Origin of the sequence: Flavobacterium sp. (assembly GCF_050696275.1) — a bacterium.
Classification (GTDB): domain Bacteria; phylum Bacteroidota; class Bacteroidia; order Flavobacteriales; family Flavobacteriaceae; genus Flavobacterium.
This window is the reverse complement of record NZ_JBOGUT010000009.1, coordinates 51,199-70,190: the sequence shown is the minus strand read 5'-3', so window position 1 is coordinate 70,190 and position 18,992 is coordinate 51,199. Positions and strand designations below refer to the sequence as shown.

General features: G+C 35.9%; 15 protein-coding genes. 11 read left to right on the top strand and 4 right to left on the bottom strand.

Annotation, left to right across the window (positions count from 1 at the left end):
• The first annotated feature begins 72 nt into the window (after positions 1-72).
• The 3 genes from ileS (at position 73) to ACRDEC_RS06785 (ending at position 4,602) form a co-directional block, all read left to right on the top strand.
• Positions 73-3,474, top strand: coding sequence for an isoleucine--tRNA ligase (gene ileS, locus ACRDEC_RS06795; RefSeq protein ID WP_431497582.1), 3,402 nt, complete (start codon positions 73-75; stop codon positions 3,472-3,474).
• A 60-nt stretch (positions 3,475-3,534) separates the two neighbouring features.
• Positions 3,535-3,915 carry a TraR/DksA family transcriptional regulator gene (locus ACRDEC_RS06790; RefSeq protein WP_431497581.1) on the top strand — a complete coding sequence of 127 codons (381 nt, stop codon included), beginning with the start codon at positions 3,535-3,537 and terminating at the stop codon, positions 3,913-3,915.
• 84 nt (positions 3,916-3,999) lie between these two features.
• A complete protein-coding gene (locus ACRDEC_RS06785) occupies positions 4,000-4,602 on the top strand; it encodes a lipoprotein signal peptidase (protein WP_431497580.1) in 603 nt (200 codons plus the stop codon).
• Between the two features lie 56 nt (positions 4,603-4,658).
• On the opposite strand, the gene ACRDEC_RS06780 is transcribed toward ACRDEC_RS06785, so the two are convergent.
• The 4 genes from ACRDEC_RS06780 to ACRDEC_RS06765 form a co-directional block, all read right to left on the bottom strand.
• Positions 4,659-4,853: a hypothetical protein gene (locus tag ACRDEC_RS06780; protein WP_431497579.1), complete on the bottom strand. Its 195-nt coding sequence runs from the start codon at positions 4,851-4,853 to the stop codon at positions 4,659-4,661.
• 37 nt (positions 4,854-4,890) lie between these two features.
• Positions 4,891-5,454 carry a 5-formyltetrahydrofolate cyclo-ligase gene (locus tag ACRDEC_RS06775; RefSeq protein WP_431497578.1) on the bottom strand — a complete coding sequence of 188 codons (564 nt, stop codon included), beginning with the start codon at positions 5,452-5,454 and terminating at the stop codon, positions 4,891-4,893.
• Positions 5,447-6,421: a succinylglutamate desuccinylase/aspartoacylase family protein gene (locus tag ACRDEC_RS06770; protein WP_431497577.1), complete on the bottom strand. Its 975-nt coding sequence runs from the start codon at positions 6,419-6,421 to the stop codon at positions 5,447-5,449. Before ACRDEC_RS06770 ends, ACRDEC_RS06775 begins: the two co-directional genes overlap by 8 nt.
• Positions 6,422-6,501: 80 nt before the next feature.
• Positions 6,502-6,978, bottom strand: a complete 477-nt coding sequence (locus tag ACRDEC_RS06765) for a hypothetical protein (protein ID WP_431497576.1) — start codon at positions 6,976-6,978, stop codon at positions 6,502-6,504.
• Positions 6,979-7,295: 317 nt separating this feature from the next.
• On the opposite strand from ACRDEC_RS06765, the gene uvrC reads away from it, so the two are divergent.
• The 8 genes from uvrC to ACRDEC_RS06725 all read left to right on the top strand — a co-directional run bounded on the left by uvrC (position 7,296) and on the right by ACRDEC_RS06725 (position 18,842).
• On the top strand, positions 7,296-9,101 hold the full coding sequence (gene uvrC, locus ACRDEC_RS06760) for an excinuclease ABC subunit UvrC (RefSeq protein ID WP_431497575.1): 1,806 nt from the start codon (positions 7,296-7,298) through the stop codon (positions 9,099-9,101).
• Position 9,102: 1 nt separating this feature from the next.
• A complete protein-coding gene (locus tag ACRDEC_RS06755) occupies positions 9,103-11,307 on the top strand; it encodes a patatin-like phospholipase family protein (protein WP_431497574.1) in 2,205 nt (734 codons plus the stop codon).
• A 102-nt stretch (positions 11,308-11,409) separates the two neighbouring features.
• Entirely contained in the window at positions 11,410-12,888 is a 1,479-nt protein-coding gene (locus ACRDEC_RS06750) for an amino acid permease (protein ID WP_431497573.1), read from the top strand.
• 236 nt (positions 12,889-13,124) lie between these two features.
• Positions 13,125-14,282, top strand: a complete 1,158-nt coding sequence (locus ACRDEC_RS06745; protein ID WP_431497572.1) for a homogentisate 1,2-dioxygenase — start codon at positions 13,125-13,127, stop codon at positions 14,280-14,282.
• 165 nt (positions 14,283-14,447) lie between these two features.
• Positions 14,448-15,608 carry a 4-hydroxyphenylpyruvate dioxygenase gene (gene hppD, locus ACRDEC_RS06740; protein WP_431497571.1) on the top strand — a complete coding sequence of 387 codons (1,161 nt, stop codon included), beginning with the start codon at positions 14,448-14,450 and terminating at the stop codon, positions 15,606-15,608.
• 294 nt (positions 15,609-15,902) lie between these two features.
• Entirely contained in the window at positions 15,903-16,676 is a 774-nt protein-coding gene (locus ACRDEC_RS06735) for a DUF3108 domain-containing protein (protein ID WP_431497570.1), read from the top strand.
• Positions 16,677-16,683: 7 nt separating this feature from the next.
• Entirely contained in the window at positions 16,684-17,601 is a 918-nt protein-coding gene (locus tag ACRDEC_RS06730; RefSeq protein WP_431497569.1) for a tryptophan 2,3-dioxygenase family protein, read from the top strand.
• A 17-nt stretch (positions 17,602-17,618) separates the two neighbouring features.
• Positions 17,619-18,842, top strand: coding sequence for a peptidoglycan DD-metalloendopeptidase family protein (locus ACRDEC_RS06725; RefSeq protein ID WP_431497568.1), 1,224 nt, complete (start codon positions 17,619-17,621; stop codon positions 18,840-18,842).
• The last annotated feature ends 150 nt before the right edge of the window (positions 18,843-18,992 follow it).

Below are 18,992 nucleotides of genomic sequence, written 5' to 3'. Positions count from 1 at the left end.
TTTTGTTATAGTATTAACACAGATTTATTCAAAAATTAGTACTTTCGCGAATTGATTTTAGAAAACGATAAAATGAGTACGAAATTCACTGAATATAAAGGACTTGATTTGCCAACTGTGGCTTCTGAAGTACTTGATTTCTGGAAAAAACAAAACATCTTTGAACAAAGTGTAACTTCCCGTGAAGGGAACCAACCGTATGTGTTTTTTGAAGGGCCTCCTTCAGCAAACGGATTGCCTGGTATTCACCACGTAATGGCACGTGCGATTAAAGATATTTTTTGTCGTTATAAAACTCAAAAAGGGTTTCAGGTAAAGCGTAAAGCGGGCTGGGATACTCATGGTTTGCCTGTAGAATTAGGTACTGAGAAAGAATTAGGTATTACCAAAGAAGATATCGGGAAAACCATCTCGATTGACGAATACAATGAAGCCTGTAAAAAAACAGTCATGCGTTATACTGACGTGTGGAATGACCTTACCGAAAAGATGGGTTATTGGGTAGACATGGAAGATCCGTATGTGACCTACAAAGCCAAATACATGGAAAGTGTCTGGTGGCTTTTAAAACAGATTTACAACAAAGATTTATTATATAAAGGGTACACTATCCAGCCGTATTCGCCAAAAGCGGGAACTGGATTATCTTCGCATGAGGTTAATCAGCCGGGTTCGTACCGTGATGTAACGGATACTACTGTGGTGGCTCAATTCAAAGCCATTGAAAGCTCGTTACCGGATTTTTTAAAAGGATTCGGGATAATACATTTTCTGGCTTGGACAACTACACCTTGGACATTGCCAAGTAATACAGCTTTAACAGTCGGCGCAAAGATTGATTATGTTTTAGTAAAAACATTCAATCAGTATACTTTTGAACCGATTAATGTTATTTTGGCTAAAAATTTAGTCGGAAAGCAATTTGGAAAAGGTTATTTTGAAAGTAAAGAATCAACTGATTTTGAAAATTTCAAAGCAGGAGATAAAAACATCCCTTTCCATATCATTGCTGAAAGTAAAGGAAAAGAGTTGGTCGGAATCAAGTACGAGCAATTATTACCGTATACTTTGCCTTATCAAAACCCGGAGAACGCGTTTAGGGTGATTTCAGGTGATTTCGTTACAACAGAAGACGGTACCGGAATCGTACATACAGCACCTACATTTGGTGCAGATGATGCCAAAGTTGCCAAAGAAGCTGTTCCGGAAGTACCGCCAATGCTTGTTTTGGACGAAAACGACAATCCTGTGCCATTAGTCGATTTGCAAGGTAAATTTACTTCACACATGGGTGAACTCGCTGGCAAATATGTTAAAAACGAATATTACGAGGCTGGAGAAGCACCGGAAAAATCGGTAGATGTTGAAATTGCCATCCGATTAAAAGAAGAAAATAAAGCGTTCAAAGTTGAAAAGTACGTGCACAGTTACCCACACAGCTGGAGAACTGATGAGCCACTTTTATATTATCCACTGGATTCTTGGTTTATCAAAGTAACTGAGATCAAAGACAGAATGTTCGACTTGAACGAAACCATCAACTGGAAGCCAAAAGCAACAGGTGAAGGACGTTTTGGGAATTGGTTGAAAAACGCCAATGATTGGAATTTATCGCGTTCGCGTTATTGGGGAATTCCATTGCCAATCTGGAGAACAGAAGACGGAACAGAAGAAATTCTTGTTGGTTCAGTAGAAGAATTATACAATGAAATCGAAAAAGCAATCCAAGCTGGGGTAGAAACCGTAAATCCTTTTAAAGGGTTCAAGATTGGCGACATGAGCGAGGAAAATTACGATTTAGTTGACTTGCATAAAAATATAGTTGATACGATTACGTTGGTTTCTCCGTCTGGAAAGCCAATGAAACGCGAGAGTGATTTGATTGATGTTTGGTTCGATTCAGGTGCTATGCCTTATGCACAATGGCATTATCCTTTCGAAAATAAAGATTTAATTGATGAAAATAAATCATTCCCGGCAGATTTTATTGCAGAAGGAGTAGATCAGACCCGTGGCTGGTTTTATACCTTACATGCTATTGGAACTTTGGTTTTTGATAAGGTAGCTTATAAAAACGTTGTTTCAAACGGATTGGTTTTGGATAAAAACGGACAAAAAATGTCTAAACGACTCGGAAATGCTGTCGATCCATTTACGACTTTAGCAGAATACGGACCTGATGCAACTCGTTGGTACATGATTGCCAATGCGAATCCTTGGGATAACTTAAAATTTGATATTGAAGGTGTTGCCGAAGTTAGAAGAAAATTCTTCGGGACACTATATAATACCTATTCGTTCTTTGCGTTATATGCAAACATTGACGGGTTTAAATACGCCGAAGCAGAAATTGCACTTGAAGAAAGACCGGAAATCGACCGTTGGATCTTATCTGAACTGCATACGTTGATTAAGTTGGTTGACGATGCATATGAAGATTATGAACCAACAAAAGCAGCTCGTATGATTTCTGATTTCGTTCAGGAAAATTTAAGCAACTGGTACGTACGTTTATGCAGACGCCGTTTTTGGAAAGGCGAGTATGCACAGGATAAAATCGCAGCTTATCAAACGCTTTATACGTGTCTGATAACTGTAGCAAAGCTTGGTGCTCCGATAGCTCCGTTCTTTATGGACAAGCTTTACAGAGATTTAACACAAGCAACTGTTGGTGAAAGATTTGAAAGTGTACATTTGGCGGAATTTCCGAAAAAGGTTGAAAACTTTGTTGATAAATCGTTAGAAAGCAAAATGGCGAAAGCACAAACCGTTTCATCACTGGTTTTATCCCTTCGTAAAAAGGAAATGATTAAAGTGAGACAACCATTGCAAAAGGTAATGATACCGGTACTTGACGACAATCAACGTGCTGAAATTGAGGCAGTTTCTGATTTGATTAAAGCTGAGGTAAACGTCAAAGAAATTGAATTATTAGACGATGCTTCCGGTGTGTTGGTAAAACAGATAAAGCCAAATTTTAAAGCACTTGGGCCTCGTTTTGGAAAGGATATGAATCTGATTTCCAAAGAGATACAAAATTTATCTGCAGAACAGATAAATAAATTAGACAGAGATGGAAGCTTAGATATTGTTATTTCAGGAAAAAGTATAACTTTATCATTAGAAGATGTGGAAATCTCTTCGCAGGATATTGAAGGTTGGTTAGTAGCAAATTCCGGCGGAATTACAGTTGCATTGGACATTACTATTTCAGATGAACTGAAAAATGAAGGTATCGCCCGTGAGCTTGTGAATCGAATCCAAAATATCCGTAAAGATTCAGGTTTTGAAGTAACTGATAAAATTAAAGTAGCTATTCAAAAAGAAGAAAAAATTAATCAGGCTATTTTAGATAATCAGCAATACATAAAGGCTGAAACTTTAACTGAAGAACTGATTCTTCAGGAAAATGTCAATAACGGTACGATTATTGAGTTTGATGATGTAAAAACAATGATTTTAATTTCAAAATAAGAAACCATTTTAATGGTTACATCTTACCGAAATTAAAAAATAACAAAAAAAGATGAAATTATGGTAGATGAACAAATAAGATTTTCAGATGCAGATTTAGCTGAATTCAAAGAATTGATCCTGAGAAAACTGGATAAAGCAAAAAATGATTTAGATTTAATAAGAAGCGCTTATTTAAATGATTTAAATAACGGAACCGATGATACATCGCCAACATTTAAAGCATTCGAAGAAGGAAGCGAAACGATGTCTAAAGAGGCTAACTCACAACTTGCTATCCGTCAGGAAAAATTTATTCGTGATTTGAAAAATGCACTGGTACGTATTGAAAACAAAACGTATGGCGTGTGTAAAGTAACCGGAAAATTAATCAACAAAGAACGATTAAAACTGGTTCCTCACGCAACAATGAGTATTGAAGCAAAAAACCTGCAAAGATAAACTTTTCAATAAATGACTAAACGCTCCTTTTTGGAGCGTTTTTTATGTAATAATGTTTATTTTTGTCACATCAAATTTTTAAAAATGAATTTAAAGAAGGCTTATTTTATCGTTTTTTTGGTTTTATTAGTAGATCAGATTTCAAAAATATATGTAAAAACACATTTTTTACTTGGAGAACGAGGTCAGGTTGAAGTGACAAAGTGGTTCAAGATATTGTTTATTGAAAACGAAGGGATGGCCTGGGGTGTTGAATTACCTGGAATTTATGGAAAACTTATTCTTACTACTTTCAGGATTATTGCCGTAGGATGTATTGGATACTGGATGCATCAGTCTTATAAAAATAAAGCATCAAATATTCTTTTGGTGGCTATTGCATTAATATTGGCCGGTGCTTTTGGAAATATTATCGATTCGGTTTTTTACGGAAAGATTTTTAATGACAGTTCCTACGAAGTAGCAACACTATTTAGCGACAAACCTTACGGAACTTGGTTTCACGGTAAAGTTGTCGATATGTTTTATTTTCCAATCATTCAGGATGTCCAATTTCCAAGCTGGATACCTATTTGGGGAGGAAACCATTTTACCTTCTTTAATGCCATCTTTAATATTGCCGATGTTGCCATATCTACAGGAGTTGGTATACTGATTGTTTTCAATAAAAAAGCCTTTGCAAAATAATAGCTAAATTGATTATATAAAAAAGACCTGCAACTGCAGGTCTTTTTTATTTCACATTAATCATGGTTGTGATTACCGTGGTGTTTGTGTTTTCTATGTCCGGGCGGAACTTGTTTTACTTTTATAACCTTTACTTTTTTAGGGTGTTTATGATGGTGGTCGTGATGCGTATGGACGGTGCAATTGGTAAGAGATACCGAAAAAACAAAAGCCAATAAACTTAAAATAAGCCTTGAAAAAAATTGCTTCATATAATGTAGGTTAAAATTTAAAAATGCTAATATAAAATTAAAATTCATAAATCATTTGCGGAGTAACGCAAAAATTCAGTTTTATGTCATCTTTTGAAATACCCTCAATGTTTTCTTCAGGTTCAAAATAGGAAAGCCCGATTTTTATTGTATTAGCAGTGCATTCTGAAAGAAAAATATCATAAAACCCTTTGCCGTAACCTACACGATTTCCTTTGGAGTCAAAGGCAAGAAGCGGTACAAAAACCACATCAATTTTATTGGATGGAACTTCAATGCCATCAACAGGTTCCGGAATATTGTATTCGTTTTTTTTAATTTTAGTATTATCGGTTAACAGATAATGAGTCATTTTTTTAGTTTGAAAATCGGATTTGGAAACAATAATTTCTTTGTCCTTACCAGATAAGAGATGTAAAATATATTCGGTGTTGATTTCTTTTTGTTCTTCAATGGGAAGGAATAAATGAAAATAGGTTTTTTCCCAAATAGCAAGAGTCAGGAGTTTATTGGCAATTGCCAAGCTCATTTCTTCCGTTTCATCCAATGTGAGTTTTTGTCTTCTTGCTTTATATTCCAGTCTCAGTTCTTTCTTATTCATTTGTCAAAACAGTTGAAATGTGATAAATAGCATCGCCCTGATACACAATCGGCGCATCATTTACATTAATGATATAGCCTGAATTTGGTGCTTTTAATTTGTGTTCGATTTTGCCGTAAGGATCCGAAATAGTAGCGAGAATACTTCCTTTTTCTACAAAACTGCCTATTTGCGTATAACCGTGAAAGATGCCGGAATACTTAGCCCTTATCCAGCTCGATTTTTCAATATAAATCGTTTTGTTTTCCGGAACAGCCGATTTTTTTCTGGAGTTTAGCATGTCAAGATGCTGTAGTACACGTGTAGCTCCTTCAACCCCTTGATTCGTAATATCTTCATTTATGTCGACGGACTTTCCTCCTTCAAACAACAGCATTTTAACGCCTAATTTGTCACAGGAGTTTCGGAATGAACCATTAATATTTTTCGAAAATAAAGCAAATGGAGTGTGAAAAACATCGGCAAGGGCTTTCAGTTCAGGGTTGTCTGGGACAATACGGATTTGGGCTACATTAAATCGGCTCGCACCTCCGGCATGAAAATCGATGGCATAATCTACATGTGGAATAATTTCTTTCAATAGATAATAAGCAAATCGGCTGGCCAATGAGCCGGTTTTACTTCCGGGGAAAACCCGATTTAAATCTCGGCCGTCCGGAAATTCCCGTGTTTGGTTTACGAAACCAAAGACATTAATAACTGGAATACAGATAATAGTACCTCTTTTTGGTCTGTTGATTTTCTGCACAATGAGTTGCCGTACGATTTCAATTCCGTTTATTTCGTCACCGTGCAATCCGGCTGAAAGTAAAACCGTTGGTCCGGGTATTTTTGACCGCTCCACAATTATCGGTATTTTCAGCTTGGTCATCGTATGGAGTTTGGCAATTTCCATATTGATAGTTTTGCTCTCTCCAGGTAAAATGGTTTCCTTCAGAATCGTTAAAGGGGTGTTTCGGTAGGTCATAACAGGGTAAAAGGCTAAAATAGAGATTTATGGGGATTAATTATTAGGCTAAAGTAGCAATTATGAGTTGGCATGCCTACTTACTTCTTTTTCTTTGTTTTTCCGGTTTTTGGAAAAAATACTTTTAATTCCTCTATTTTTCCCGAAAAGCCCGTCTCGTCCGCAAACCGGTTTTTGTATTTGGCATACTGATAATCACGAAGAGCATCTGAATAATTGTCAAAATCCCGCAAAATCTTAATATTGAGCAGCATGTTTTCTAACGACTTTATCTTCAAAATCATGGATGATGCCTGTGCGCGGTCGTTATAGTCTTTCTTGAATTCTTCCCAATCTACTTCCGGTGACTGCAGCCTTGGCTGTCCTTCCTGGTAGTCGCGGACCTTATTGATGAGCAGTTTGTTTTGCTCGCCTACTTTGGCATACCTTCTGCGCTCCTCCGCACTTAAATTTACAGAAACAGTACTTAAGGCGGTCAATAAGGCATCCAAATGCTGGTGGATATTTTGTATTTCGGTTTCGGAAAAGTGTATTTTTCCTAAATTATCTAGTGGCATAAGGTAGTATTTTAAAGAATAACTATAAAAATATATAAATATTTTAAATGAATTGAATAAATAACTATAAAAATTATAATTTCTGTTTAATATATTAAAAAAATAACTATAAAAATTTAAAATAATTATTAATATATTGAAAAAATAACTATAAAAATTAAAGAATTGTATCAATAAATACAGTTTTTTTTTCAATGCATTACAAAATTGTATTGATTGTATTGGTTTTTTTAATCGAAGTAGATTTCTCCAAATGCTTAGCCAAGTGGTTTCAATATTTTCGTAAATTTGGAAAGAATAACATTCCCAAAATCTAAATGGCCATTTCTGCTTTAGAGCTTCAAATTCAATCCTTACCGGACAATCCCGGAGTCTATCAGTATTATGATAAAGACGGAAAAATTCTATACGTCGGCAAAGCCAAAAACCTCAGAAAAAGGGTTGCTTCTTATTTCAATAAAATTCACGATAATGCTAAAACCAATGTTTTAGTCAAGAAAATAGTTTCCATAAAACACATCGTTGTTCCAACCGAAACAGATGCACTGTTGCTGGAAAACAACTTGATAAAAACACTGCAGCCGCGTTATAATGTACTGCTGCGCGATGATAAAACCTATCCGTGGATCTGTATCAAGAACGAGCGTTTCCCGCGAATATTTTCCACTCGTAAAATGATCAAAGACGGTTCGGAATATTTTGGTCCCTATACGAGTTTTAAAACGGTGCATACTATTTTGGATTTAATCAAAGAATTGTATCCGTTACGCACCTGCAATTTCGATTTAAGCAAAGCTAATATTGATTCGGGGAAATTTAAAGTTTGCCTGGAATATCATATCGGTAATTGTAAAGGTCCTTGTGAAGGGTTGGAATCACAGGAAAATTATCAGAAACAAGTGAATGCCATCCGCGAAATATTAAAAGGAAATTTCAAGGAAAGTTTGAAAGATTTCAAAAAGCTGATGGGTGAATTGGCGATGGAAATGAAATTTGAAGAAGCACAGAAAATCAAAGAAAAAATGGAAGTGCTGGAGAATTACCAGTCGAAATCGACGATTTTAAATCCGAAAATTTCAAATATTGATGTGTTTTCCATTGTTTCTGATGAGAGTGCTGCTTTTGTCAATTTTCTTCAGATTTCGCATGGTTCGATTATTCGTTCCCATACGATGGAAATCAAAAAGAAGCTTGATGAAACCGATGAAGAGCTGCTGGAGCTGGCTATTATTGAGCTCAGGGAGCGTTTCGCGCTTTTATCAAAAGAAATTATTGTTCCGTTCGAAGTTGAAGTAGGCGGCAATCTTAAAGTGACCGTTCCGCAATTAGGAGATAAAAAACAAATCTTAGAGCTTTCGATACGGAATGCTAAGTTTTATCGAATGGATCAGCTTAAACAATTGCAAATCGTGGATCCGGATCGACATACCAATCGAATCATGGCTCAAATGCAAAAAGATTTGCGACTTTCGGTTGAGCCACGACATATTGAGTGTTTTGATAACTCAAATATCCAAGGAACAAACCCTGTGGCTGCCTGCGTTGTGTTTAAAGATGGAAAACCGAGTAAAAAAGATTACCGGCATTTCAATATTAAAACTGTAGAAGGACCAAATGACTTTGCTTCGATGGAAGAAGTAGTGTACCGAAGATACAAGCGGCTGTTGGATGAAAACGAACCTTTGCCCCAATTAATTATTATTGATGGAGGAAAAGGCCAATTGTCATCGGCATTAAAAAGTATGGATGACTTAGGACTGCGTGGAAAAATTGCTATCATCGGAATTGCAAAACGGCTGGAAGAGCTTTTTTATCCCGGGGATTCTGTGCCTTTGTATTTGGATAAAAAATCGGAAACATTAAAAATAATCCAGCAGTTAAGAAATGAAGCGCATCGATTCGGAATTACATTTCACCGAGACAAGCGAAGTAAATCGGCATTGAATTCATCCATCGAAAGTATCCCGGGAATTGGAGAAAAAACCATGGAGATATTAATAAAACATTTCAAAAGCGTTAAAAGATTGAAATTAGCATCAGAAAAAGATATTTCTGAGGTAGTTGGGCTTTCAAAAGCCAAAAAAATTTCCGAATTTTACAAGACGATAAACCAATCCAAATAAAATGAAAAAAAACATCCTGTTTTTTTTATGTCTTTCTTTTTTCACGGCTACTTTTTCCCAAAACACTGAGAACAAACCTAAAATCGGGTTGGTTTTAAGCGGTGGTGGTGCAAAAGGTCTGGCCCATATCGGCGTGCTTAAGCAGATTGAGAAGGCCGGAATAAAGATTGATTATATTGGCGGAACCAGTATGGGAGCGATTATTGGAGGTTTGTATGCGTCTGGTTATACTGCGGACGAACTGGATTCTATCTTCAGGGAAACCAATTTTGATGAATTACTGCAGGATTTTGTGCCTCGGAATAATAAAAACTTTTACGAAAAACGCAATGATGAAGTTTATGCTGTGACATTGCCTTTTCAGAACCTTAAGATTTCAGTTCCCAGAGGGATTTCAAAAGGACTGTATAATTACAACCTGATGAGCAGGCTTACGCATAATGTTCGTTATGTCAGAGATTTTAATGAACTTAAAATTCCTTTTTTATGCATTGCCACTAATGTAGAAACGGGAGAAGAAGTGGTTTTTAATAAAGGTTCTTTGCCATTGGCATTGTTGGCAAGTGGTGCCTTCCCATCGTTGTTTTCTCCGGTTGAAATTGAAGGGAAATATTATATTGACGGAGGTGTGACTAATAATTATCCTGTTGAAGAAGTCAGAAAAATGGGAGCCGATTTTATTATCGGTGTCGATGTTCAGGATGATTTGAAAAGCAGCAGTAAGATTAGGGGAGCAACAGGCGTTTTGGTACAGATTTCAAATTTTCAGATGCTTGAAAAAATGAAAGAGAAAAAACTCAAAACGGATATTTATATAAAACCAAATATTGACGGGTTTACGGTTATTTCTTTCGAACAAGGCGAAGCTATTGTAAATAAAGGAGTTGAAGCTGCAAAATTAGTGGAAAACAAATTGAAATTATTGGGAACAAACTATAAGCGGGTTTCAGTTCAATCGAAAAAAGCCGATAGTCTGAATGTCAGTGATGTCGAAGTAAATGGGTTAAACGATTACACCAAATCGTATGTTTTAGGAAAACTCAGATTCAAACCAGGAAAAAAAATCAGTTATGTTGATTTGCATAGCGGAATCAATAACCTGAATGCTACCCAAAACTTTAGCTCTATAAGTTATAAATTGGGTAAAGAAAATGAAAGTCAGGACAACCTGATTCTTGAAGTTAGAGAAAACCCTGTAAAAACCTTTATCAAACTTGGGCTGCATTATGACGATTTGTTTAAGTCAGGCGGTTTGATAAACATTACGAAGAAAAAATTATTTATTAAAAATGATGTTGCCGCCTTCGATTTTATTCTGGGAGACAATATCCGATACAATTTAGATTATTATATCGACAATGGATTTCACTGGAGTTTCGGATTCAAATCTAAATTTATTCAATTTAATAAAACATCAAAAACCGATTTTAACGGAGGTATGACACTTGGAGATTTGGGATTGAGTTCCATCAATGTCGATTATCTGGATTTGTCAAATCAGGCTTATTTACAGACTATTTTTGCTCAAAAATTTTTGATTGGAGCTGGAATTGAACATAAATTCCTTAAGATCTCATCCAATTCAATTCAAAACAGAACCACTTATTTTGACAATAGTAATTATATGTCTATCGTAGGATTTTTAAAATATGATTCTTTTGACAATAAATATTTCCCTAAAAAAGGCTGGTATTTTATAGGTGATTTTCAAACGTTTGTATCATCCACAGATTATAATAATAATTTTTCAAAATTTTCCACTTTCAAGGGAGATATGGCAATTGCACATACTTTTTTTAAGAAATTTTCTGTAAAACTGCAATCTGAAGGCGGTTTTAACGTGGAGAAAAATACCAATAGTGTTTTCGATTTTGTTCTTGGAGGTTATGGTTTCAATAAAATAAATAACGTCAGGCCGTTTTATGGCTACGATTTTTTAGAGCTTTCGGGAAGTACTTATATCAAAGGAAGTGTGACTTTAGACTATGAATTCGTTAGGAAAAGCCACTTGAATTTTACGGCAAATTATGCTAATATTGGTAGGGAAATATTTCAAAATAACGCTTGGATTTCACATCCTAAATATTCCGGTTATGGTTTAGGTTATGGTATTGAAACGTTTATAGGGCCAATAGAATTGAAGCACAGCTGGTCGCCTGAAACAAAAAAACACTACACTTGGTTTACCGTTGGTTTTTGGTTTTAAAGCAGTTTTTTATTAAATAAACTGCAGAAAAAAAAATTTTTTGCGAGAATGTTTTCAAAAAAGTCTATTTTTGGGACACTAAAAAAACCAAACACTTATTTTATGTCTATTTGGAAAAGAAAATCATTGACGTTACTACTTGCAGAAGCGTCAGAATCTGAAAAAGGATTAAAGAGAACATTAACTGCCTGGTCACTTGTAGCACTAGGAATTGGAGCTATTATTGGAGCTGGACTTTTTGTTAGAACAGCAACAGCTGCTGCTCAAAGTGCAGGGCCATCAGTAACTATTGGATTTATTGTTGCAGCTATCGGTTGTGCATTAGCAGGATTGTGTTATGCCGAACTTTCTTCGTCTATTCCAATTGCAGGAAGTGCTTATACATATACATATGCGACAATGGGCGAGTTACTTGCCTGGATCATTGGATGGGATTTAATTCTTGAATATGCAGTAGGAGCAGCAACTGTAGGGATTGCATGGAGTGAATACCTCAATAATTTACTGGTCAATGTGCTGCATACGAGTCCGATTCCTTATCAGTTATGCCACTCTCCATTTCAGGTTTCTCCTGAGGGTGTAAATGGAATTATCAACTTACCGGCATTGTTTATAGTAGCAGTAATCAGTTTGCTTTTGATTAAAGGAACACAAGAATCAGCATTTGTGAACAGTTTAATTGTTATAGTGAAAGTTACTATTGTAGTTTTGATTATCGTTTTAGGCTGGAATTTTATTAATCCAGCGAATCATACACCATATATTCCTCAGCCCTCTGTTTTCACAGACGAGCATGGCGTAGGTCATAGTTTTGGAGGTATTTGGGGAATCCTTGGAGCAGCAGGAACTGTGTTTTTCGCATTTATTGGTTTTGATGCAGTAAGTACAGCAGCACAGGAAACGAAAAATCCAAAACGCGATATGCCAATTGGTATTTTAGGATCATTAGCAGTATGTACTATTTTATATATACTTTTTGCTCACGTTTTAACAGGTCTTGAATCAATAGAGTTTTTTAGAACCGGAGGAAAAGAAGCTTCAGTAGCCAATGCTATTACTTCTGCAATGCCAGGTTATGGATGGTTGGCTCAGTTTGTAACTGTAGCTATCTTATTCGGATTTACATCAGTAATATTAGTAATGTTGTTAGGACAATCAAGAGTTTTTTACTCTATGGGTAAAGATGGTTTGTTGCCAAAAGCATTTGGTGATTTACATTCAAAATACAAAACTCCTTACAAAGCAAATTTGGCTATTTTAGTTATAGTTGGATTGTTTGCAGCTTTTATTCCGGGAGATATCGTTGGTGATATGACGAGTATTGGTACTTTATTCGCATTCATCTTAGTTTGTATTTCTGTAATTGTTTTAAGAAAAACACATCCGGATATGAAAAGAGAATTTAAAACTCCCTTTGTGCCTTTGGTTCCGTTACTTGGAGTTGGAGTGTGTTTGGCTATGATAGCAGGATTAGGATGGACAAACTGGGTACGATTAGCAGGCTGGTTGGTTCTGGGACTAATTATCTATTTTGCCTACGGAAAGAAAAACAGTAAGTTGAATAATTCTAATGAAGAATAGTCTTATTTAAATATAAAAAATCCCAAAAAGAACTACTTTTTGGGATTTTTTATTTTATACACTTTCAATAAAAATTCCGATATTTGTGTTATGATTGAGTCATGGATAGGTTTACTGGCGCATCTTAAATTCCTCATCAAGAGAAATCCTGAATGAGCCTTTTCTTTATGATTTATAATTAAAGATTAAGAGGAAACTATAATCTTTAAATTTCTAAGATTTAAACAAAGAAAATTATGCCACTATATCATAAATTGGGGGATTTTCCTCAAAAAAGACACACACAATTTGAAAAACCTAACGGCGGTTTGTACTACGAGCAGCTTTTTGGAACCGAAGGATTTCATGGGCATTCGTCCTTATTGTACCATGTTCACAGACCTACGCAGGTAAAAGAAATTCGCAAGTCCTATTCGGTTGAACCCAAAATAGCGATTGGGAAAAACATCAAATCATTATTATTTAAAGGTTTCGAATTAAAACCCGAAGACGATTTCCTAGACAGCCGCAAAGCCATGTTGGTCAATAAAGACTGTACAATTGGTTTGGCAGCGCCAAGAAAATCCCTTCGCGATTATTTCTACAAAAACGCCGATGCCGATGAAATGATTTTCATTCACAAAGGAAAAGGGAAATTACGCACTATGATGGGGAATATTCCGTTTGAATACGGTGATTACCTTATCATCCCAAGAGGAATGATTTATCAAATCGATTTTGAAACGTCAGAAAATCGTTTGTTTTATGTAGAATCGTTCACGCCTTTTTATACTCCTAAACGCTATAAAAACCAATCGGGACAGCATCTGGAGCATTCTCCGTTTTGCGAGCGTGATTTTATTTTGCCAAACGAAATTGAAACGCATGATGAGAAAGGAGATTTTTTAATCAAAATCAAAAAAGAAGGCATGATGCACGAAGTAGTATATGCTACGCATCCTTTCGACGTTGTTGGTTGGGATGGTTATAATTTTCCTTACGGATTTAGCATTCACAATTTTGAACCTATAACAGGGCGTGTTCACCAGCCGCCACCGGTGCATCAGACATTCGAAACGGCTACTTTCGTAGTTTGTTCGTTCTGTCCGCGTTTGTACGATTACCATCCAAAAGCAATTCCTGCACCATACAATCACAGCAACATCGACAGCGATGAGGTATTGTACTATGTAGATGGAGATTTTATGAGTCGAAACAATATTGAGCAAGGTCATATCACTTTGCATCCAAAAGGAATTCCTCACGGACCCGCACCTGGAGCCATGGAAAGAAGCATCGGACATACCGAAACTTACGAACTGGCAGTAATGGTCGATACGTTCCGCCCTTTAATGGTTACAGAAGAAGCCATGGGGTTAGATGACGGACAATACTATAAATCTTGGGTAGAATAAGGAGCTCTTTCCTGCTGTCCACTTTATCTTTTTATCCTGAACTTGTTTCAGGATCCTGAAACAAGTTCAGGATAAAAAGGATGCCGTTTCCATCAGGGCTAGAGACAAATAACAACAACAATTCCGGTGAGCAATACAACGAAATCGGACAAAATAATAAACACAATGAGTAAAGAAGTAAAATCAGTTGAATACGGACTGGAAAAAATATTTGAAGGAGCGCAGGATTTCCTTCCGCTTTTAGGAACAGACTACGTAGAATTCTATGTTGGAAATGCAAAACAATCGGCACATTTCTATAAAACGGCTTTCGGTTATCAGTCTTTGGCGTATGCCGGATTGGAAACAGGAGTAAAAGACAAAGCATCGTATGTATTAAAGCAGGACAAAATCCGTTTGGTATTGACCACGCCGCTAACAGCAGATTCTCCAATTAATGAGCATTTGAGAAAACACGGAGATGGTGTAAAAGTGGCGGCTCTTTGGGTTGAAGATGCTACCAGTGCATACGAAGAAACCATGAAGCGCGGGGCACGTTCTTTTATGGAGCCTACAGTTGAAAAAGACGAATTTGGAGAAGTAGTCCGTTCTGGAATTTACACGTACGGAGAAACAGTTCACATTTTTGTAGAGCGTAAGAACTACAACGGAATTTTCCTTCCGGGATATAAAGAATGGAAGTCGGATTATAATCCAGAACCAACAGGGTTAAAATACATTGACCACATGGTTGGAAATGTAGGTTGGGGCGAAATGAACACATGGGTGAAGTTTTACGAAGATGTAATGGGATTTGTGAATTTCCTTTCTTTCGATGACAAGCAAATAAATACCGAATATTCTGCTTTGATGAGTAAAGTAATGTCTAACGGCAACGGAAGAATTAAATTCCCAATCAACGAGCCGGCTGAAGGAAAGAAAAAATCACAAATTGAAGAATATTTAGACTTTTATGGTGGTCCAGGTGTACAACACGTGGCTATCGCTACTGATGATATCATTAAAACCGTTTCTGAACTAAGAGCCCGCGGAGTTGAATTTTTATCTGCACCACCACATGCTTATTACGAAGCCATTCCGGAAAGATTGGGTGAGCATATGAAGATGATGAAAGAAGATTTGTCTGTTATCGAGAAATTAGCCATTATGGTTGACGCCGATGAAGATGGTTATTTATTGCAAATCTTTACTAAACCGGTACAGGATCGTCCAACATTGTTTTTCGAAATCATTCAAAGAATGGGAGCCAAAGGTTTTGGTGCCGGAAACTTCAAAGCTTTGTTCGAATCTATTGAAAGAGAGCAGGCAAAAAGAGGAACTTTGTAGTAAAAAGTTAATTTTATTAACAATTCAATAACATCTGCCTTTATAATGATGTTATTTTTGATAAAAAAATGTTAAAGTTGATTTTTCATTGAATTAAATGAATTTATAGCCTACCTTTGCAGAGCAATTAAGAGGGGTGGTTCCCTCGAATTGTATAAATTTTCATAATTTATAGTTTTTTGGTTGGTTAATAGCATAAAAACTCAGTCATTTTTTGGCTGGGTTTTTTTGTTTTTAGTATTTTTGGAATGAATATTGTATTCTTCTTTTACAAAGAATATAAAACAACAAAAAATGAAAAGGAAATTACTATTATTCGCACTACTTATTTCTGTTATTGCAAAAGGACAAGACAATGGCGCCTTTACTACTGGCGAATGGTTTAAATTCAGAATCCATTACGGTCTTGTTACTGCGGGTTACGCAACACTTGAGTTAAAAGAAGCTACAAAAAATAATAAAAAAGTCCATTATGCAGTAGGTTATGGTTATACAACCGGTATGACCAAAATGTTTTTTAAAGTAGAAGACCATTACCAAAGTTTTTTTGATAAAGCAACTACCAAACCTTATCAATTTCTTCGTAAGATAGACGAAGGCGGCTATACTAAAAATCAAGAGGGGTTTTTTAATCAGGATAAAAACAGCGTTTTTATTAAAGATTATAAAAACAATACTGAAAAGACGTTCAATGTTACTGAGGATATTCAAGACATTGTGTCTTCATTCTATTACCTGAGGAATCATCCTAACATCAATAAATTAAAGGTAGGAGAAGCTATTATGATCGATATGTTTTTTGATGATGAAATTGTGAAATTTAAGCTAAAATTCATTGGCAGGGAAACAATAAAAACTACTTTTGGGAAAGTAAAAACGATGGTTTTCAGACCGCTGGTGCAATCTGGCCGTGTTTTTAAAGAAGAAGAAAGTTTAACTGTCTGGATTTCAGACGACGAGAATAAAATGCCTTTACGAATTAAGGCCAGTTTGGCTGTTGGTTCTCTAAAGGCTGATTTAGAATCTTTCAAGGGACTTCAAAATCCTTTTATGGTAATACCTGATTAAAATTATTATGAGTAAGTTTTCAAATATTGTTCAAGAAATTGACGACAAATACAAAGCATTAAATCAAAAAACAGAGGCTCATCTGGAAGGTTTGTTGTGGTCTAAACCCATAACATATTGGGATTATATCCAAACTGATGCGCTTTTAAATCTGCAGGTTCAACGAACTACATTGCCAGATGAAAACGTGTTTATCATGTATCATCAAATCAATGAATTACTGTTTAAAATGATTTTGTGGGAAATAAAGCAGTTGTCTTATACTGAAAAACCCACAACAGCATTTTTTACAGAAAGATTAATGCGTATCAGTCGTTATTTTGATATGCTAACCACTTCTTTCACTATTATGGGTGACGGAATGGAAGTAGAGCAGTATATGAAATTCCGCCATACACTGACACCGGCAAGTGGTTTCCAAAGCGCTCAATATCGTATGATTGAATTTTGCTCAACGGATTTGATCAATCTGATTGATTATCGTTTCAGAGCGACTATAGATAGAAATACTCCTTACGAACACGCTTTAGAACATTTGTATTGGCAGGCTGCAGGGAAAGATTATGCTACCGGAGAGAAATCTTATTTCTTGAAAGAATTCGAAAAGAGATATAAGAAGGAATTTTTAGATTGTATGGAAGAATACAATACAATCAATCTTTGGAGAAAATTTAAAGAAATTCCTGAAAGCGATCAGAAGAATCCGGAACTAATTGCGGCAATGCGTCATTACGATCATACGGTGAATATTACCTGGGTTATGGGGCACTTAAATGCAGCCAGAAAATATATCGACAACGGAAAAGGAGACGGTGAAGCGACTGGCGGAAGCGATTGGAAAAAATACATGCATCCAAAGTATCAAAGAAGAATATTTTTTCCCGAACTTTGGTCTGAACAAGAATTAGCCACTTGGGGCGAATAATCAAAAAAACAGATCATTTGAAAAAATTTATAACGCTTTTAGTCATTGCGCTAGTAATTATTTCATGTAAAAAAGACAATGAAGATTCCGTTCTGCCTGTAAAAAAGCCAGAACCCATCGTCTATGATTTTGGTTTTCGATTAAATGATTTTTCAGTAATCAATGACACAATTAAGAAAGATGATACTTTCGGAAGTATAATTGAAAAGCAAAACCTAAACGGGAAACAGGTTTATGATATCATTGCAAAGGTAAAAGATTCATTCAATGTAAAGCTGGTGAGAATAGGAAAGCCGTACACCATGTTACTTTCAAAAGACAAAACAAGAAAACTTCAGTATTTTATTTACCAACCGGATCAACTTAATTATTATGTAGTCGATTTTAGGGATTCTATTGCTAAGGTTAATAAGAAAAGGAAACCTATTACGTTCAAAAGAAGGACTATTTCCGGCGAATTAAACGGTTCTTTGTCCGAAACATTAAAAAACGAAGGAGTTGCTGCATCGTTGTCTAGCGAACTGATTAATGTTTATAAATGGTCTATCGATTTTTTTAAATCCAAAAAAGGAGACAAATTTGCCGTTACATTTACCGAAAGATTTATAAACGATACGGTTTATGACGGAATAGATAGTATTCATGCTGCTTTTTTTGAATATAAAGGCAAGAAAATATATGCATTCCCATTCAAGCAGAACCCTTCCGATAGAAAAATAGATTATTTCGATGAAGAGGGAAAAGTACTAAAGAACTTTTTTCTGAAAGCACCTCTTAAATCTATCAATATCACTTCCAGATTTTCTAAAAGCAGATTTCATCCCGTTCAATTGCGATGGAAAGCCCACAGTGGGACTGATTATGCAGCACCAACCGGAACTCCAATCATGAGTACAGCAAGTGGTGTGGTAGAACAGGCGGGATATACGGCAGGAAACGGAAACTTTGTAAAAGTGAAGCATGACAGAACCTATTCAACACAATATTTGCACATGTCCAGGATTTTAGTGCGTCGTGGTCAACACATAGCGCAAGGACAAGTTATCGGTAAAGTTGGAAGCACTGGTCTGGCTACAGGACCGCATGTATGTTATCGTTTCTGGAAAAATGGCAAACAGGTAGATGCGCTAAAGCTTAAATTGCCAAATTCGGCCCCAATGGACAGTAAAAATAAACCTCGCTTTATTGAATATATGACTCCGCTAAAAAGAGAATTAGACAGTGTAGCCGCTTTAAAATAATCTCGATGAATTTCCAAGTTCATAAAAATTTGCTGAATTGAATCTTAATTACAAAGATGTCGGCTTTATACAGACTAAAACAGAAACTTAAAAACTAAAATTGTAATTTCGCACTTCATAGATTAAACGAATAATCAATCCACGAATAAT

What these genes read in the sequence shown, in the direction of transcription:
- ileS (WP_431497582.1), top strand. Translation starts at nt 73, where the DNA reads ATGAGTACGAAATTCACTGAATATAAAGGACTTGATTTGCCAACTGTG.
- ACRDEC_RS06790 (WP_431497581.1), top strand. Translation starts at nt 3,535, where the DNA reads ATGGTAGATGAACAAATAAGATTTTCAGATGCAGATTTAGCTGAATTC.
- ACRDEC_RS06785 (WP_431497580.1), top strand. Translation starts at nt 4,000, where the DNA reads ATGAATTTAAAGAAGGCTTATTTTATCGTTTTTTTGGTTTTATTAGTA.
- ACRDEC_RS06780 (WP_431497579.1), bottom strand. Translation starts at nt 4,853, where the DNA reads ATGAAGCAATTTTTTTCAAGGCTTATTTTAAGTTTATTGGCTTTTGTT.
- ACRDEC_RS06775 (WP_431497578.1), bottom strand. Translation starts at nt 5,454, where the DNA reads ATGAATAAGAAAGAACTGAGACTGGAATATAAAGCAAGAAGACAAAAA.
- ACRDEC_RS06770 (WP_431497577.1), bottom strand. Translation starts at nt 6,421, where the DNA reads ATGACCTACCGAAACACCCCTTTAACGATTCTGAAGGAAACCATTTTA.
- ACRDEC_RS06765 (WP_431497576.1), bottom strand. Translation starts at nt 6,978, where the DNA reads ATGCCACTAGATAATTTAGGAAAAATACACTTTTCCGAAACCGAAATA.
- uvrC (WP_431497575.1), top strand. Translation starts at nt 7,296, where the DNA reads ATGGCCATTTCTGCTTTAGAGCTTCAAATTCAATCCTTACCGGACAAT.
- ACRDEC_RS06755 (WP_431497574.1), top strand. Translation starts at nt 9,103, where the DNA reads ATGAAAAAAAACATCCTGTTTTTTTTATGTCTTTCTTTTTTCACGGCT.
- ACRDEC_RS06750 (WP_431497573.1), top strand. Translation starts at nt 11,410, where the DNA reads ATGTCTATTTGGAAAAGAAAATCATTGACGTTACTACTTGCAGAAGCG.
- ACRDEC_RS06745 (WP_431497572.1), top strand. Translation starts at nt 13,125, where the DNA reads ATGCCACTATATCATAAATTGGGGGATTTTCCTCAAAAAAGACACACA.
- hppD (WP_431497571.1), top strand. Translation starts at nt 14,448, where the DNA reads ATGAGTAAAGAAGTAAAATCAGTTGAATACGGACTGGAAAAAATATTT.
- ACRDEC_RS06735 (WP_431497570.1), top strand. Translation starts at nt 15,903, where the DNA reads ATGAAAAGGAAATTACTATTATTCGCACTACTTATTTCTGTTATTGCA.
- ACRDEC_RS06730 (WP_431497569.1), top strand. Translation starts at nt 16,684, where the DNA reads ATGAGTAAGTTTTCAAATATTGTTCAAGAAATTGACGACAAATACAAA.